This is a genomic window from Comamonas nitrativorans (assembly GCF_042654765.1).
GTDB lineage: Bacteria > Pseudomonadota > Gammaproteobacteria > Burkholderiales > Burkholderiaceae_C > Comamonas > Comamonas nitrativorans.
The window spans coordinates 34,638-48,613 of record NZ_JBHSEW010000017.1; the positions used below are offsets into that span (position 1 = coordinate 34,638).

General features: G+C 64.2%; 14 protein-coding genes and 1 pseudogene. 12 read left to right on the top strand and 3 right to left on the bottom strand.

Translation table 11 applies throughout. The features are described from left to right. The first annotated feature begins 58 nt into the window (after window positions 1-58). The 5 genes and pseudogenes from ACFO3A_RS14735 to ACFO3A_RS14755 form a co-directional block, all read left to right on the top strand. A complete protein-coding gene (locus tag ACFO3A_RS14735) occupies window positions 59-1,303 on the top strand; it encodes a mechanosensitive ion channel family protein (protein WP_377727923.1) in 1,245 nt (414 codons plus the stop codon). Further along, entirely contained in the window at window positions 1,300-2,412 is a 1,113-nt protein-coding gene (mnmA, locus tag ACFO3A_RS14740) for a tRNA 2-thiouridine(34) synthase MnmA (RefSeq protein ID WP_377727925.1), read from the top strand. Before ACFO3A_RS14735 ends, mnmA begins: the two co-directional genes overlap by 4 nt. Before the next feature lie 235 nt (window positions 2,413-2,647). After that, complete coding sequence (locus ACFO3A_RS14745) at window positions 2,648-2,893, top strand: DUF1010 domain-containing protein (protein WP_377727928.1); 246 nt, start codon at window positions 2,648-2,650, stop codon at window positions 2,891-2,893. Further along, complete coding sequence (locus ACFO3A_RS14750; protein ID WP_377727931.1) at window positions 2,890-3,246, top strand: NirD/YgiW/YdeI family stress tolerance protein; 357 nt, start codon at window positions 2,890-2,892, stop codon at window positions 3,244-3,246. The genes ACFO3A_RS14745 and ACFO3A_RS14750 overlap by 4 nt, the downstream gene beginning before the upstream one ends. Before the next feature lie 134 nt (window positions 3,247-3,380). Beyond that, a pseudogene (locus ACFO3A_RS14755) lies at window positions 3,381-3,473 on the top strand (aminomethyltransferase beta-barrel domain-containing protein); the annotation flags it as partial. Here the strand turns inward: ACFO3A_RS14755 and ACFO3A_RS14760 are convergent. Further along, complete coding sequence (locus tag ACFO3A_RS14760) at window positions 3,457-4,113, bottom strand: LysE family translocator (protein WP_377727933.1); 657 nt, start codon at window positions 4,111-4,113, stop codon at window positions 3,457-3,459. The pseudogene ACFO3A_RS14755 and the gene ACFO3A_RS14760 overlap by 17 nt on opposite strands. A gap of 71 nt (window positions 4,114-4,184) precedes the next feature. Here ACFO3A_RS14760 and ACFO3A_RS14765 point away from each other — a divergent pair, with 71 nt between their 5' ends. Beyond that, on the top strand, window positions 4,185-5,105 hold the full coding sequence (locus tag ACFO3A_RS14765; RefSeq protein ID WP_377727935.1) for a LysR substrate-binding domain-containing protein: 921 nt from the start codon (window positions 4,185-4,187) through the stop codon (window positions 5,103-5,105). A gap of 99 nt (window positions 5,106-5,204) precedes the next feature. Here the strand turns inward: ACFO3A_RS14765 and ACFO3A_RS14770 are convergent, their stop codons facing one another. After that, window positions 5,205-5,504: a hypothetical protein gene (locus ACFO3A_RS14770; RefSeq protein WP_377727938.1), complete on the bottom strand. Its 300-nt coding sequence runs from the start codon at window positions 5,502-5,504 to the stop codon at window positions 5,205-5,207. A 98-nt stretch (window positions 5,505-5,602) separates the two neighbouring features. On the opposite strand from ACFO3A_RS14770, the gene ACFO3A_RS14775 reads away from it, so the two are divergent. The 6 genes from ACFO3A_RS14775 (at window position 5,603) to gshB (ending at window position 13,565) form a co-directional block, all read left to right on the top strand. Continuing rightward, window positions 5,603-6,898, top strand: coding sequence for a glutamate-5-semialdehyde dehydrogenase (locus tag ACFO3A_RS14775; RefSeq protein WP_377727940.1), 1,296 nt, complete (start codon window positions 5,603-5,605; stop codon window positions 6,896-6,898). Window position 6,899: 1 nt separating this feature from the next. Further along, a complete protein-coding gene (gene trkA, locus ACFO3A_RS14780; protein WP_377727943.1) occupies window positions 6,900-8,369 on the top strand; it encodes a Trk system potassium transporter TrkA in 1,470 nt (489 codons plus the stop codon). Between the two features lie 29 nt (window positions 8,370-8,398). Then, complete coding sequence (locus ACFO3A_RS14785) at window positions 8,399-9,865, top strand: TrkH family potassium uptake protein (protein ID WP_377727945.1); 1,467 nt, start codon at window positions 8,399-8,401, stop codon at window positions 9,863-9,865. A gap of 92 nt (window positions 9,866-9,957) precedes the next feature. After that, window positions 9,958-11,253, top strand: a complete 1,296-nt coding sequence (gene gshA, locus ACFO3A_RS14790; protein WP_377727947.1) for a glutamate--cysteine ligase — start codon at window positions 9,958-9,960, stop codon at window positions 11,251-11,253. 156 nt (window positions 11,254-11,409) lie between these two features. Beyond that, a complete protein-coding gene (locus tag ACFO3A_RS14795; protein WP_377727949.1) occupies window positions 11,410-12,591 on the top strand; it encodes a benzoate/H(+) symporter BenE family transporter in 1,182 nt (393 codons plus the stop codon). A gap of 17 nt (window positions 12,592-12,608) precedes the next feature. Beyond that, window positions 12,609-13,565: a glutathione synthase gene (gshB, locus tag ACFO3A_RS14800; RefSeq protein WP_377727951.1), complete on the top strand. Its 957-nt coding sequence runs from the start codon at window positions 12,609-12,611 to the stop codon at window positions 13,563-13,565. Between the two features lie 197 nt (window positions 13,566-13,762). On the opposite strand, the gene ACFO3A_RS14805 is transcribed toward gshB, so the two are convergent. Next, the coding region (locus ACFO3A_RS14805; RefSeq protein WP_377727953.1) for a hypothetical protein at window positions 13,763-13,976 on the bottom strand (214 nt) is incomplete at its 5' end.

The window sequence follows — 13,976 nt, forward strand, 5'->3', positions numbered from 1 at the left end:
TAGGTGCCCCCACTCCTGGGGGCGGATTGAGAACGTTTTTCCAGAAAAAGGAGGATGCGTGGAGTTCTTCAGCGCAGCTTTTGCAGATTTACAGCCCTGGGCCAAGGCCGCCGTGGGTCTGGTGGTGTTGGCCGTGCTGGCCACGGTGGCCGGCGTGATCGCCCGCGTGGTGTTGCTGCGCGTGGTGCGCCACGGGCGCGAGCAGTGGGGGCGCGGCTGGCTGCACATCGTTTTGCACGACGACGTGCTGCGCCGCGTTGCCAAGGCCGTGCCCTCCATCGTCATGCAGCAAGGCGTGTACGGCGTGCCCCATCTGGCCGCACCGGCGGCCAACACGCTGCACAACCTGGCGGCGGCCTTCACCGTCTACCACGTCGCGCGGGCCGTGGCGGCGCTGCTCGATGCACTCAACGATGCCTACGAGGCGTACGACGGCCCCCGCGCCTCGCAAACGCGCACCATCAAGAGCTATGTGCAGCTGGGCAAGCTGGTGGTGGCCATCGTCGCGCTGCTGCTGATCGCGGCCACGCTGCTCGACCGCTCCCCGCTGCTGCTGCTGTCGGGCCTGGGCGCGATGTCGGCGGTGCTGATGCTGGTGTTCAAGGACACCATTCTGTCCTTCGTCGCCGGGGTGCAACTGGCCAGCAACGATATGCTGCGCGTGGGCGACTGGATCGAGATGCCCAAGGAAAACGCCGACGGCGCGGTGGTCGAAATCAACCTGAACACCGTCAAGGTGCAGAACTGGGACAAGACCATCACCAGCATTCCCACCTGGAAGCTGATGAGTGAAAGTTTCAAGAACTGGCGCAGCATGTTCGCCGGTGGCGGGCGGCGCATCATGCGGGCGCTGCCCATCGATGCGGCCACGGTGGCCCCCCTCACGCCCGCCCAGCGCAGCCGCCTGGCGCAATGGCCGCTGATGGAAAAATTTTTTCAGGCCGCGCCGCCCGGCCACACCAATCTGGCGGCCTTCCGCGCCTATGCCCTGGCGTATCTGCAGGCGCACCCCGGCATCAACACCGCCCCCGGCATGATTCTGATGGTGCGCGTGCAGGAGCCGACCGCCCTGGGCATCCCGCTGCAGGTGTATGCCTTTACCGTGGCCACCGCCTGGGTGGACTACGAGGCCACGCAGGGCGAAGTCATCGACCATCTGATCGCCATGCTGCCGCAGTTCGGTCTGGCGCTGTACCAGCGCTCGTCGGATTACAGCAATCGGCAGATCGTGGATGCGCTCAGCGGGGAAGAAGGCCACGGCCAGCCGGCGATGGCGGCAAAAACCGATAATTGCGCCCCATGAAAAAACAACGTGTAGTCGTCGGCCTGTCCGGCGGCGTGGATTCCGCCGTTACCGCCCATGTCCTGAAGCAGCAGGGCCATGAGGTGGTGGGCATCTTCATGAAAAACTGGGAAGACGATGACGACTCGGAGTTCTGCTCCAGCCGCCAGGACTTCCTGGATGCCGCCAGCGTGGCCGACGTGCTGGGCATCGAGATCGAGCATGTGAATTTCGCGGCCGACTACAAAGACCGCGTGTTTGCCGAGTTCCTGCGCGAATACCAGGCAGGCCGCACGCCCAACCCGGACGTGCTGTGCAATGCCGAGATCAAGTTCAAGGCCTTCCTCGACCACGCCATGCGCCTGGGCGCCGAAAAAATCGCCACCGGCCACTACGCCCGCGTGCGCCAGAACGCCGCCACCGGCCTGTTCGAGCTACTGAAGGGCGTGGACGCGAGCAAGGACCAAAGCTACTTCCTGCACCGGCTGAACCAGGCGCAGCTCTCCAAGGCACTGTTCCCCATCGGCCACCTGTGCAAGACCGAGGTGCGCCGCATCGCCCAGGAACTAGCCCTGCCCAACGCCAAGAAAAAGGATTCCACCGGCATCTGCTTTATCGGCGAGCGACCCTTCCGCGAATTTCTCAACCGCTACATCAGCAAGGAACCCGGCCCCATCGTCGATGACCGGGGCCGCAAGCTGGGCCAGCACGTCGGCCTGTCGTTCTACACCCTGGGCCAGCGCTCCGGCCTGGGCATCGGCGGCGTGAAGGAAAAAGGTGCCGCCCGGGGCGCAGGCGACCATGCGCCGTGGTTTGTCGCCCGCAAGGACGTAGCGAAAAACACCCTGGTCGTGGTGCAAGGTCATGACCATCCCTGGCTACTGTCCACCCAGGTGCAGGCCGATCAGGTCAGCTGGGTGGCCGGCCACGCCCCGGCGCCGGGCGCCTACGGCAGCAAAACCCGCTACCGCCAGCCGGATGCGGCCACCGAGCTGGTGCAGGCTGATGGCAGCACCTTTACCCTGGACTGCCGCGCCCAGCCCCAATGGGCCGCCACACCGGGGCAAAGTGCGGTGTTGTATGACGGGGACGTGTGTTTGGGGGGCGGGATTATTACCGGGGTGGAGTAGTCTCCATTAAACGCAAACCAGTATGTTGGCGGGCACCAAATTTAGCACCTAACAATTCATTCAAGCCGACGTTGCTTCGCCATGCGGCTTAATTCAGGCGTTAGTCTTTTTTAAAACCCGCTATATTCAAACCATGCTTTTTCAAACTGCATTCAGGTTTTCAAGCGGTTGGGATTGTGGGTTTGGGCGCTCTGCTGGGTTTCGCCTGGTTGCATTGCGCAAATTTTAAGCTTTTTTGGTTTTTAGCCCTTGTATAGTATGCACAGACAGCTATTATTTTTCATTTGCTACGCCGCCTCGGTGGTGCAGCGCTTTTTCGTGGGTCGCGTCCGTCTCCAAGGCTGGGCGCTCCCTTTTGGCCTGCGGGTCTAACTCTGTGGTCAAGCGGACTGGCCTTCGGCCAGCCGCTTACCTTGGCCGTTGGGTGCCGCCGCGTGCTTCAATAGTTGCCATTTTCAACCTCAATAGGAGATATTCATGAAAGCTTCGAAAACTGCATTGTTGGCTTTTCCTGTGCTGGTGCTTTCTTCAATCAATGCCGCAGCACAGTACACAGGGCCTGGCGCTCAAGCACCCATTCAATCCGTGGCGGCTGCTCTATCCGCCAAAGACGACTCCCCGGTGGATATTAGCGGCCACATCGTCAAGCAACTCACCACTGAAAAGTACATTTTCTCCGACGGAAAAGACCAGATACGGGTAGAGATAGACAGCGATATTTTTCTTGGCCCCGCCATCAACGAAAAAACCCGAGTTCGCATCAGAGGCGAAGTTGAAAAGGACTTCATGGAAAGCCCCGAGATCGATGTAAAGGCTGTGGATGTCCTTAACTAGTCTTGGTGCGTCGCCCAACGATCCGTTGCAGCGGACGGCCCTGATGGGCCGCCGCTGAACTCTGGCGTTAAGGTGCCTTGGCCTGCTGTCCGTCCAAGTGCAGGCGGGGTACTTCACCCAGGTACTGCACGGCGCAGCCGCAGTGGGCGGTGACGCCCGGCCAGACAGCTGTGCTGTATGACGGCGAGGTCTGCATGGGCGGTGGCATCATCACGGCGATGGCGTAAACAGCAGGCCGTGGACGGCGTACCCCAACCCGCCCACGGCCACCGCCAGCAGGAACAGGGCCGAAAGCCGCGCCACCCAGTGCCGGTGTCGCTGGAAAAACGCCGTGCGCAGCAGCGTGGCGTAGCCCAGCAGAATCAGAAAATCTGCCGCCACCCACAGGGCCGTCAGCACGGCCAGACTGGTGGATGGCCGGGTGGTGATGGCGATGAATTGCGGGAAGAAGGCGACAAAGAACACGATGTCCTTGGGGTTGGACAGGCCCACCAGCAGCCCCTGCACGATGGCGGCAGCGTTGCCCGACCGGGCACGGGGCAGGGGCGTGGCATGGGGGGTATCCACGGTTGCCGCGCTACCCCAGGCGCTGCGCAGTGCAGTGGCCGCGTACCACAGCAGCACCAGGCTGCCGAGCAGGCTCAGGCCGACGAGCCAGCCATCGCGCACCAGCAACAGGCCGGAAATGACCAGGCTGGACAGGCCGATGAGCAGCAGCGAAGCGCCATTGGTGCCCAAAATCGTGCAAAAAGCCTGCCGCCGTCCGGCGCTGGCGGCGGTGTTCAGCACCAGCGCCACCACCGGGCCGGGGGTGGCGATCAGCAAGACAATGGACAGCGTGTAGGCGAGCAGCAGCGGGTAGTTCATGGGCCGGATTCTGCAAGCCTGCCCCCGCTTTGAATAATGGAAAAAACTGTGGCCTTCGAGGAGTGAAACGCATGGTTCCCACATTGCCGCCGCTGTATGCGCTGCGGGCGTTCGAGTGCGTGGCCCGCATGGGGTCGGTCACGCTGGCCGGGCAGGCGCTGCACGTGACGCAAAGCACGATCAGCAAACACCTGAAAACGCTAGAGACGCACTTTGGCTGCAAGCTGTTCCTGCGCACCGGCCCCCGGCTGGCGCTGACGCCGCAGGGCGAGATGCTGGCCGTGCAGTTGCGCCAGGGTTTTCAGCGCATCGAGGCGGCCTGTGCCCTGTTTCACGGCCAGCGCAATACCTTGCGGCTCAAGGCCCCGTCCACCCTGACCATGCGCTGGCTGCTGGGCGGCCTGCACGCTTTCAGAGATACCGCACCGGGGTTCGAGGTGCAGGCCAGCAGCATCTGGATGGACATCGACGCCGTCGATTTCGCCACCGAGCCGTACGACTGCGCCATCTTGCTGGGCACAGGGCACTTTGGCGCGGGCACGCGCAGCGCCCTGCTGTTCGACGAGTGGCTGATTCCGATTTGTGCGCCCGCGCTGGTGGACGGCGCTGGCCCGCAACCGCCATCGCTGATCGGGCAGGCGCTGCTGCACCCCTCGCCCGACCGGCGCGACTGGCGGCGCTGGCTGGAAAAGTCCGGCCACCCGCAAGCGCTGGATTTGCGTCACGGCCAGGTGTTCGACACGCTGGAGCAGGGCAATACCGCGGCCATGGCCGGGCACGGCATTGCGGTGGGCGATCTGGCGCTGTGCCAGGACGCGCTGGCCGCCGGGCAACTGGTGCTGCCCTGGAAAACCGCCGTGGGCACCGGCGACGGCTATTACCTGGTGTGGCCGGACGAGGCGGGCAAGCTGCCCTTGATCGAGCGGCTGCTGGCCTTTTTGCGTGACCGTTTGCCCCGGACGGATTACCCGGAGATTCGTTATGTGGCGTGATTGGATGTTGAAAAGATAGCTTGTACCGCTTGTTTTTCAATGATTTCAGATATTTTTTATCTTGAAATTTAATGAATACGTGCGGTAAAAGCTATGTTTTTAGGAACGCTGGTCGGCGCTGTCCAGCTGTTCCCGGGCCTTGTCCACCCAGCCGTACAGGTTGTCGCGCAGCTCCTGCTGGTTGAAGGTGCAGCTTTCCTCGGCGGCCAGGGTGCTGGCTTCCAGGCGATCCAGCAGTTGCAGCAGTACCTCGCCGTAGCGCGGCGGCAGGCTGGACAGCAGATCGGTGGAGGCGCGGGCCTGCTCGCTCAGTGCGCTGGCGCTGACGGCGCATTCCTCGTAGCGCAGCAGGTTGTCGTGCAGGGCTTGCAATTGCATCAGGGCGTGGCCGGTGGTCATGGTGCTTCTCCTGGTGGTTGAGGGGGATTCCCGGCAGTGTAGGCCGTGTGCGTTGGTTGTGACGACGCTGATGGGGCGTTCTCGGTGAAAATCCGCACATGACTACCGCCACCCATTCCCCGGATTCCACCCCCGAACTCATGCTGCGCCTGGGCGCCCAGGCCAAAACGGCGGCAGCGCAGATGGCGCAGGCCAGCGCCGCGCAGAAAAACCAGGCGCTGCGCAGTCTGGCCCGCTTGCTGCGCAGCAATGTCGATGCACTGGCCGTACACAACGCGCAGGACATCGAACGCGCCCAGGCGGCGGGTCTGGCCGCCCCCATGGTCGATCGCCTGCGCCTGACGCCGCAAGTGCTGGAAACCTGCGCCCAGGGCTGCGAGCAGCTGGCCGTCATGCCCGACATCATTGGCGAGATCATGGGCATGAAGCAGCAGCCCAGCGGCATCCGCGTGGGGCAGATGCGCGTGCCCATCGGCGTGTTCGGCATGATTTACGAAAGCCGCCCGAACGTGACCATCGAGGCGGCCAGCCTGTCGATCAAAAGCGGCAATGCCTGCATCCTGCGCGGCGGTTCCGAGGCCCTGGCCTCCAACCAGGCGCTGGCCGCGCTGGTGGTGCAGGCGCTGGAGGAAGCGGGCCTGCCCGCGCACGGCGTGCAGCTGGTGCCGACTACCGACCGCGCTGCCGTCGGGGCGCTGATCACCATGCCGCAGTTCGTGGACGTGATCATTCCGCGCGGCGGCAAGGGGCTGATCGAGCGCATCAGCGCTGAGGCCAAGGTGCCCGTCATCAAGCACCTGGACGGCAATTGCCACACCTACGTGGACGATCCCTGCGATCTGGACATGGCCGTGACCGTGACGGACAACGCCAAAACGCAGAAATACAGCCCCTGCAACGCCAGCGAAAGCCTGCTGGTGGCCCGTGGCGTGGCGGCGGATTTCCTGCCGCGCATCGGCGCCGTGTTTGCCGCCAAGGGCGTGGAAATGCGCGTCTGCCCCGCCAGCAAGGCGCTGCTGGCATCGGTGCCGGGCGCCACTTTGGCCGATGCCACCGAAGACGACTGGAGCGCCGAGTACCTGGCTCCCATCATCAGCATCAAGGTGGTGGACGGGCTGGAGGCGGCGATTGCGCATATCAACCGCTATTCCAGCGGCCATACCGAGGCCATCCTGACGCGCGACCACTTGCACGCGCAGCGGTTTCTGCGCGAGGTGGATTCGTCCAGCGTCATGGTCAATGCCAGCACGCGCTTTGCCGATGGCTTCGAGTACGGTCTGGGCGCGGAGATCGGCATCAGCACCGACAAATTCCACGCCCGTGGGCCGGTGGGCATCGAGGGGCTGACCTCGCTCAAATACGTGGTGCTGGGCGAGGGGCAAGTGCGCCGCTGATATGAAAATCATCATTCTGGGCGCAGGCCGGGTTGGCTACAGCGTGGCCGAGAGCCTGGTGTCCGAGCGCAACGACATCACCGTCATCGACACCAACGGCCAGCGCCTGCGCGAGCTGCAAGACCGCTTCGACCTGCGCTGCGTGGAAGGCGACGGCATCGACGCCAAGGTGCTGGGCGAGGCCGGGGCGCGGGATACCGACCTGCTCATCGCCTGTGCGGCCCAGGACGAAACCAATCTGGTGTGCTGCAAGATCGCGCACATGCTCTACAACATCCCGACGCGCATTGCGCGGGTGCGCTCCTCGGGCTTCGAGGTGGAGCAGCCGCTGATGGGGCCGGAGGGCTTTGCGGTGGACGCCATCATCTGCCCGGAAGCGTCGCTGACCCGCTACATCAGCAAGCTGATCGAGTTCCCGGCCTCGCTGCAGGTGCGCAGCTTTGCCGGGGGGCGGGCCTGCCTGGCCTCGGTGCGGGCGCGGCTGGGGGCGCAGGCCACGGGGCTGACCATCGAGGGGCTGCGGACGCACACGCCGGCGCTGCCCTTGCGCGTGGTGGCGATTTACCGGCGCTTTGCCGACGGCCCCGACCGTTTCGTGCGCTGCGACGGGGGCACGCGCATCGAGCCGGGGGACGAGATTTTCGTCATCGCCGGGCGCGAGCATCTGAAGGAAATCCTGCAACTGTTCTACAGCGCACCGGGGATGCCGCCGCGTGTGGTGCGGCGCATCATGATTGCCGGGGGCAGCCGCGTCGGCCAGCGTCTGGCGCAGGAACTGGCCGGCGAACCCGGGCGCTTCAACATCAAGCTGCTGGAGGCCAACGCCGCACGCTGCCAGGCCCTGGCCGCGCAACTGCCCGAGGAAGTGCTGGTGCTGCACGGCAGTTCTGCCGACGAAGACCTGCTGATGGAGGAGCATATCGAGGACGTCGATTTCTTCCTGGCCCTGACCGACGACGACGAGAACAACATCATGGCCAGCCTGCTGGCCAAGCGCCTGGGGGCGCGGCGCGTGCTGTCGCTCATCAACCAGCGCAGCTACGCCGACCTGATGCACGGCACGCAGATCGACATTGCCCTGACCCCTTCGCAGGCCATGCTGGGCGAGCTGCTGGCCCACGTGCGCAAGGGCGACGTGCAGGCCGTACACAGCCTGCGCCGGGGCGTGGCCGAGGCGCTGGAGATCGTGGTGCGCGGCGACCGCAAAACCTCCCGCGTGGTGGGGCGCGAAGTGGGCGACCTGCGCCTGCCGGAAGATGTGCATATCGGCCTGATCGTGCGTGGCCTGCCCGATGAATCCCTGGGCACGCCGGCACCGGATGCGGCAGCGGCGCAGGCCGAGCCGCAGGTCATCTTCCCGCGCAGCAATACCGTGCTGCAAAGCAACGACCACGTGGTGTTCTTCCTGCCGCACAAGCGGCTGGTGGCCGATGTGGAGCGGCTGTTTCGCGTCGGCGCGACGTTTTTCTAGGCACTGGTTCACACAGGTTTCAAGCCGCTATGCGTGACGTCTTACCCGTTCTGCGCGTGCTGGGCACGCTGCTGCTGCTGTTCGCCCTGTCCATGGCGCTGCCCTGGGCAATCTCGCACTACCAGCGCGACGGGATGACCGTCGTCTGGCCGCTGGCCATGGGGCTGACGGCCCTGGCCGGGCTGGGACTGTGGTGGGGGCTGTTTCCGTACAAACAGGATTTGCAGCCGCGCCACGGGGTGATTCTGGTCACCTTTGCCTGGGTCAGCCTGCCCCTGTGCGGGGCGCTGCCGATCTGGGGCGTGATGCTGGCGCTGGGCCAGCCGATTTCCTTCACCCACGCCTACTTTGAAGCGGTGTCGGGCCTGACCACCACCGGGGCCACGGTGCTGTCGGGGCTGGACGATCTGCCCGTTTCGCTGAACATCTGGCGCACCTTTTTGCAGTGGATGGGCGGCATGGGCATCCTGATCCTGGCCGTGGCGCTGCTGCCGCTGCTGGGCGTGGGGGGCAGCCAGCTGTTCCGCGCCGAGGCCGCCGGGCCGATCAAGGACACCAAGCTCACCCCGCGCATGGCAGGCACGGCCAAGGGCCTGTGGGGGGTATACAGCCTGTTTTCCATCGTCTGCGCCCTGGCCTTCTGGCTGGGCGGCATGGCACCGCTGGATGCGGTGATGCACATGTTCACCACGGTGAGCCTGGGCGGCCTGTCCCCGCACGACGCCAGCTTTGGCTACTTCCAGTCACCGCTGCTGGAGTTCATTGCCCTTATCTTCATGCTGCTGGCCAGCTGCAACTTTGCCCTGTATTTCATCGCCCTGCGCAAAGGCAACTGGCGCAGCTTCTGGCATGACCCGGAGATGCGGGCCACCATCGGCGTGCTGCTGGGCGGCGGCCTGCTGGTGGCGCTGCTGCTGTGGGCCAAGGGCGTGTACGGGCCGCTGGATGCGCTGCGCTACGGGGTGTTCCATGTCGTGTCGGTGGCGACGACCACCGGCTTTGCCACCACCGATTACCTGACGTGGCCGGTGTTTGCCCCGGTGCTGATGCTGTTCCTGTCCGGCGTGGCGACCAGTGCCGGTTCCACCGGCGGCGGCATCAAGATGATGCGGATGCTGATCCTGTTCCAGCAGGCCCGCCGCGAGATGACGCGCCTGGTGCATCCCCGTGCCGTGCAGCCCGTGGTGGTGGGCGGCAAGGTGATCGACAGCCCGATGATTTTTTCCGTGCTGGCCTTCATGCTGGTCTACGGGGCCACCATCATCACCCTGAGCATGGTGCTGCTGCTGACCGACCTCGACCCGGTGACGGCCTTCTCCGCCGTGATCGCCAGCGTGCATTGCACCGGGCCGGGGCTGGGGGCGCTGGGGCCGGCGTCCAATTACGCCGTACTCAGCGATTTTCAGATCTGGGTCTGCACCCTGGGTATGTTGTTGGGCCGGCTGGAGATTCTGAGTTTCATGGCCTTGCTCACGCCCGCTTTCTGGCGCCGCTGATGCGGGCTGCCGCCGGGCACCGGGGAACAAAAACTGGCCCAGGTTTGTCAGCACTCCCTACAATCGGCCTCCATTGTCTATAGAGGGCATTCATGGTTCCGCACTTTATTACGGCCTTGACCGGCCCCATCAACGAGCTTGAGCAACGCATCATCGACTCCACCCCGGCGATCGAACGCTGGTTCCGCCTGGAGTGGATGGAGCATACGCCGCCGTTCTACGCCTCCATCGATCTGCGCAACTCGGGCTTCAAGCTGGCGCCGGTGGACACCAACCTGTTTCCCAGCGGCTGGAACAACCTGACCGAGCCGATGCTGCCCCTGGCGGTGCAGGCGACGATGGCCTCGATCGAGAAAATCTGCCCCGAGGCCCGCAACCTGCTCATCATCCCCGAGAACAACAACCGTTCGCCCTCCTACCTGGCCAGCCTGGCGCAGCTGCAGCGCATTTTCAAGATGTCCGGACTGAACGTGCGCTTCGGCTCGATCAGCCCCGAGGTGAAAAAGCCGGTGGAAATCAACCTGCCGACCGGCCAGAGCGTGGTGCTGGAGCCCGTGGTGCGCACCAAGCGCCGCCTGGGCGTCAAGCACTTCGACCCCTGCACCATCCTGCTGAACAACGACCTGTCCGCCGGGGTGCCGGGCATCCTGGAAGAAATCTACGAGCAATACCTGCTGCCGCCCCTGCACGCCAGCTGGAGCGTGCGGCGCAAATCGCGCCACTTCCAAAGCTACGAGGAAGTGGCCAAGCGCTTCGGCAAGATGCTGGGCATCGACCACTGGCTGATCCACCCGCTGTTCGCCAAGGCCGAGGGGCTGGACTTCGGCCAGGGCAGCGGGATGGAGAACCTGACCACCCAGGTCGATGCGCTGCTGGCCAAAATCCGGCGCAAATACAAGGAATACGGCATCAAGGAAAAGCCCTTCGTCATGGTCAAGGCCGACAACGGCACCTACGGCCAGGGCATCATGACCGTGCGCGACGCCAAGGAACTGCCCGGCCTGCTGGCCACGGCGGGCGAGAAGCTGGGCTTCGTGCGCGATGGCGTCTCGGTACACGACGTGATCGTGCAGGAAGGCGTGCAGACCTCCGAACGGATGCACGATGCCGTGGCCGAACCGGTCGTCTACACCATGGACCGTTACGTGGTCGGCGGCTTCTACCGCATGCACCCCGAGCGCGGCGTGGATGAAAATCTCAACGCCCCCGGCTCCAGCTACGTGCCGCTGGCCTTTGCCCACAGTGCGCAAATGCCCCAGCCCGGCCTGCACCCCGGCGCCAGCGCACCGAACCGCTTCTATATGTATGGCGTGATCGGCCGCCTGGCCATGCTGGCCGCCAGCTACGAACTGGAAGCGACCGACCCGGACGCCGAGGTGTACGAATAATCCGAGGCGTGTTTCTTTATTTGGATAGCTGCTACCGCCTGAAAACAAACGATTTCAGATACTTTTAGTGTTGAAATCGTTTATTCATCAGTGCTAGCAGCTCTTGTTTTAATTTCTGCCCCGGTGGGGATGCAGCGCAGGAAAGGGCCGGCAGCCGTGCAGTTTTGGCGCGATATCAGTCTCTCTACCGTAGTGGCGGGCTTGGTGGCGGTGCTGGTGGGCTTCACCAGCTCCATCGCCCTGGTGTTTCAGGCCGCGCAATCCTTCGGCGCCAGCAGTGCGCAAATCACCTCCTGGGTCTGGGCGCTGTGCCTGGGCGTGGGGTTGTGCTGCATCGTCCCCTCGCTGTGGTTGCGCCAGCCGGTCATGGTGGCGTGGTCGACCCCCGGCGCCGCCGTATTGGCCGCAGGCGGTGCGGCAGGCCAGTTCGGCATGGAGCAGGCCATCGGTGCCTTCATCGGCAGTGCCGTGCTGATTTTCCTGTGCGGCGCCACCGGCATTTTCGAGCGCCTGATGGCCCGCATCCCCGTGGCGCTGGCCTCGGCCCTGCTGGCCGGGGTGCTGGCGAAATTCGGCATGGACGCCTTTGCCGCCGCCGCCAGCGGCCCGGCCATCGTGCTGCCCATGCTGGCCGCCTACATCCTGGGCAAGCATTACCAACCGCGCTACGTGGTGCTGTGGACGCTGCTGGTCGGCATCCTGGCCGCCGCCCTGCAAGGCCGGATGCACTGGGAACAGGTGCAGTGGGCGCTGGCCGTGCCGCAGTGGACGACGCCGGTCTTTACCTGGCAAGCCTTCGTCAGCCTGGGCATTCCTCTGTTCGTCGTCACCATGGCGTCGCAAAACCTGCCGGGGGTGATCGTCATGCGGTCAGCGGGCTACGCCGTCCCCGTGTCCGGCATCGTCGGCCTGACCGGGGCGGCCAGTGCCGTGCTGGCCCCTTTCGGCGGCTACGCCATCAACTTTGCCGCCATCACCGCCGCCCTGTGTACCGGCCCCGAGGCGCATCCCGACCCCGCCCGGCGCTACACCGCCGCCGTGGTGTGTGGCGTGGCGTATCTGGTATTGGGGTTGTACGCCGCCGTCGTCACCGGCCTGCTGCTGGCCTTTCCCCAGGCGCTGGTGCTGGCCGTGGCCGGTTTCGCCCTGCTGGGCAGCATCGCCGGTGGCCTGAGCGTGGCGCTGGCCGATGAGCGCCGCCGGGAAGCGGCCATCGTCACCTTTCTCGTTACCCTCAGTGGGGTCACGCTGGCTGGCGTAGGCTCGGCCTTCTGGGGCGTGGTGGCTGGTGCCGCCGTGCTGCTGGTGCAGAAGCTGCCCGTGCGCCCCACGACTTAACTTTTTCTTCTACTGCCATGCAACTGCTTTTCATCGCCGATCCACTCGAAGCCTTCAACACCAAGAAAGACACCACCTTCGCCATGATGCGCGAGGCCCAGCGCCGGGGGCACACCCTCTACGCCTGCGAGCCGCAGCACCTGCAATGGCAGGCAGGCGGACAGGCGCAGGCCCAGGTGCGGCAGATCCGCATCACCGATGCCGCTCCGGGCAGTGCCGACTGGTTCGACGTGCTGCACACGGAAACCCGCAGCGTCGCCAGCTTCGACGCCAGCCTGATGCGCAAAGACCCGCCGTTCGACAGCGAGTTCTTCTACGCCACCCACCTGCTCTCCCAGGCCGAGCGGGAAGGCGCCAAAGTCTTCAACAGCCCGGCAGCCTTGCGGGAACACCCGGAAAAACTGGCCGTCATGGAGTTCCCCCAATTCCTCGGCCCCACCCTGGTCACTCGGGATGCCCAGGCCATCCGTGCCTTCCATGCCCAGCACCAGGACATCATCCTGAAGCCCCTGGACGGCATGGGCGGCATGGGCATCTTCCGGGTCAAGGCCGACGGGCTGAACCTCGGCTCCATCATCGAAACCCTCAACCAGGGCGGACGCACCAGCGTCATGGTGCAAAAATTCCTGCCGGAAATCAGCGCTGGCGACAAGCGTGTCCTCATCATCGGCGGCAAGCCCGTGCCCTTTTGCCTGGCCCGCATTCCGCAAGGCAACGAAGTGCGGGGCAACCTCGCCGCTGGCGGCAAAGGCGTTGCCCAGCCGCTCAGTCCCTCCAACCAGGCCATGGCCGAAGCCATCGGCGCACAACTGGCGCCCCGTGGCCTGCTGCTCATCGGCCTGGACGTGATCGGTGAACACATCACCGAGATCAACGTCACCAGCCCCACCTGCTTCCAGGAAATCCAGCAGCAAACCGGCTGTGACGTTGCCGCCCTGTTCATCGATGCGCTGGAGCTGGCCTGCAAAGTTTGAGCGTCTTCGGGGAAACCCGTAAAAACGGTGCTATAGTCCGCTCCCTCGCAACGGCGGTGGCCGGCAGATCGGATCGAAAGCTTCGGCAGCCGGGAAGAAAAAATTCTTCACCACTTGCCAGCTACTCAAAATTCTGTGTAGAATGCGAGGCTTCGCTAAACGAACCGGCCGATGTGTTGGAGAAGTTTGCGAAGGGTCTAAAAAATCTTTTTAAGTTTTTTCGGACAAGCAGCAAAACGCTGTGCTAGAATACAAGGCTTCGCTGATTGCAGCGGTGCTTGGAAGTTGAAAGACTTCTGTTTGTGATCTTTAACAAGATACAGCCGATAAGCGTGGGTATTTGGTGGTGGATAGAAGTTTGCCATTGAATGCTCATGTGAATATGAAGTGAAGTTCACTTCAATTCCGTTT

What these genes read in the sequence shown, in the direction of transcription:
- ACFO3A_RS14770 (WP_377727938.1), bottom strand. Translation starts at nt 5,504, where the DNA reads ATGACCACCGGCCACGCCCTGATGCAATTGCAAGCCCTGCACGACAAC.
- gshA (WP_377727947.1), top strand. Translation starts at nt 9,958, where the DNA reads ATGGTTCCGCACTTTATTACGGCCTTGACCGGCCCCATCAACGAGCTT.
- trkA (WP_377727943.1), top strand. Translation starts at nt 6,900, where the DNA reads ATGAAAATCATCATTCTGGGCGCAGGCCGGGTTGGCTACAGCGTGGCC.
- ACFO3A_RS14775 (WP_377727940.1), top strand. Translation starts at nt 5,603, where the DNA reads ATGACTACCGCCACCCATTCCCCGGATTCCACCCCCGAACTCATGCTG.
- ACFO3A_RS14750 (WP_377727931.1), top strand. Translation starts at nt 2,890, where the DNA reads ATGAAAGCTTCGAAAACTGCATTGTTGGCTTTTCCTGTGCTGGTGCTT.
- ACFO3A_RS14785 (WP_377727945.1), top strand. Translation starts at nt 8,399, where the DNA reads ATGCGTGACGTCTTACCCGTTCTGCGCGTGCTGGGCACGCTGCTGCTG.
- gshB (WP_377727951.1), top strand. Translation starts at nt 12,609, where the DNA reads ATGCAACTGCTTTTCATCGCCGATCCACTCGAAGCCTTCAACACCAAG.
- mnmA (WP_377727925.1), top strand. Translation starts at nt 1,300, where the DNA reads ATGAAAAAACAACGTGTAGTCGTCGGCCTGTCCGGCGGCGTGGATTCC.
- ACFO3A_RS14760 (WP_377727933.1), bottom strand. Translation starts at nt 4,113, where the DNA reads ATGAACTACCCGCTGCTGCTCGCCTACACGCTGTCCATTGTCTTGCTG.
- ACFO3A_RS14765 (WP_377727935.1), top strand. Translation starts at nt 4,185, where the DNA reads ATGGTTCCCACATTGCCGCCGCTGTATGCGCTGCGGGCGTTCGAGTGC.